Origin of the sequence: Marinicella marina (assembly GCF_030065545.1) — a bacterium.
Classification (GTDB): Bacteria; Pseudomonadota; Gammaproteobacteria; order Xanthomonadales; family Marinicellaceae; genus Marinicella; species Marinicella marina.
In genome coordinates, this window is sequence record NZ_JASJNC010000016.1 from 1 (window position 1) to 1,843 (window position 1,843).

General features: G+C 45.6%; 1 protein-coding gene. It reads right to left on the bottom strand.

All coding sequences use genetic code 11. From position 1 onward, the window contains the following. Positions 1-1,578 (bottom strand): hypothetical protein (locus QNI24_RS15365; RefSeq protein WP_267177681.1); only part of this gene is annotated, 1,578 nt, incomplete at its 3' end. Between the last annotated feature and the right edge of the window lie 265 nt (positions 1,579-1,843).

The window sequence follows — 1,843 nt, forward strand, 5'->3', positions numbered from 1 at the left end:
GTTGGTGATGAAGCTTAGACCATTGGCCGATGACAAACTGTCAGTTTCATTGACCAGATTACAATCAAACTCTAAATTAACAGACGTGCCGTTCACATCAAATGATTCCATCACATCAACATCCTCCATGATGATGCTATTATAGACAAAATTAAAGGCGCCAACCGCAGTCAGGAAAGCACTGGAATCAGGATTGAGCACATTATCAGCTACTGTAACATGGGTTAAATTTAAAGCTGAAAACTCATCAATGGCATTAAAAACAGCATACTGTCCCAGCTCATTGGTGTTGATGCCACCGTTGTTGTTGATGTTACTGGATGACATGCTGACGCTTGCTGCCCCCCTCACTGCAGCAACCACACCATTGTCTGCCTGGTTACCTGTAAACAAGGCACGTGTCACGGCCATGCTTGCTCCACTGGAGGCATAAATGGCACCACCTTGTCCCAGACCAATACCTGTGACCACTTCGCCAGCAACATTGTCGCTCATTTTCACACAGTGACCATCAAACAGACATGGGTAAATAAGATTAGAAAATGCTGTCACCGATGACCCATCAGACAACGCCACGGCACCACCATTGACGGCCTCATTACCCTCGAACAGGGCTGTTGATACAACCATTTGCGATGATGCACCAGTCAAGTAGACGCCACCGCCATCACCGAGTCCATTGCCATTGGCATCAGCGGCATTGGCCTTGATGCTAGCAACATCAACAGAATCATCGTCATTGTTCGTGAAAAGTAATCGCAAGAAAGCATCATTCAAATAAATGCCACCGCCATGATTTGATGCTTGGTTGCTAACCACACCAGTGGAGCTGCCTTGAATGTTATCACCACTGGATAAAAAAGATCGGCATCCGTTGGTTAAATACATGCCACCTCCATTGCCATCACTGGTTGTGGTCGATACCGCCCGGTTAGCCAGTATTGAATTGTCTTCAAGAACACTCAAGAACCCACCCAATCCCCTGCAATAAATGCCACCGCCATTGCTGGCCTGGTTGTTGACCAGTGAACTCTTCTTAATCTCAACATTGTTATTCTCTCTAAAAAACACATGCAAACCACCACCATTAACAGCGTTGTTATTTATGATTGAAAGGTTACTCAACAGAAAGTCAGTATTGGCACTGTTCAATGTCAAGCCACCTCCGAAACCCGTTTGATTACTGACGCCATTGCTCAGCACCAATGAATCCAAGGTGATTCCAACCGACTCAGTGCCTCCACCAAAGATTAAAAACACGGGGGCATTGCCACCGCCATCAATGACTGAAGCTGTTGGTGTCTGGCTGCCCTGGCAAGAGTCGTGTCCACCTATAATGCGGATGTTCTCCGAGAGCGTGTAGTTAAACACCAGGTTTTCAAAATACGCACCACCAACCACATTATTGGCGATTCTGATTTCGTTATCAAACCCCAGCAGCACATCATCGAGCGCTGCTTGAATACTGCTGTAATCACACTGTGCATCACCACCCACCCAAATGACAGCACGTGATGCAGACCAGCAAGTCAACAATGCCAAGACACATGCGGTTTTAAAAATACCTAGATTTAACATGAACGTTCTCCTTAAATTATGAATAAAAGAGACCCAGTTCCAGGCTCGGATTCTGCAAGCCGACTTTTTTACTGTGGTGAGATCCTGCCTGTCAGAGGTGAAAAGACAAGCAGAACCCATACCATTGAAAATCGGATTCTCCACTCAAGGGGCACTTGCTTTGAATGCCCCAATCACAATTCGAACCCAAACTTGTCTGAGGTCTCTGTATTAAGAAACGTTAAATAATGGAGAAAGTGCCAAAAGAAAGGATTATTATTTCCCA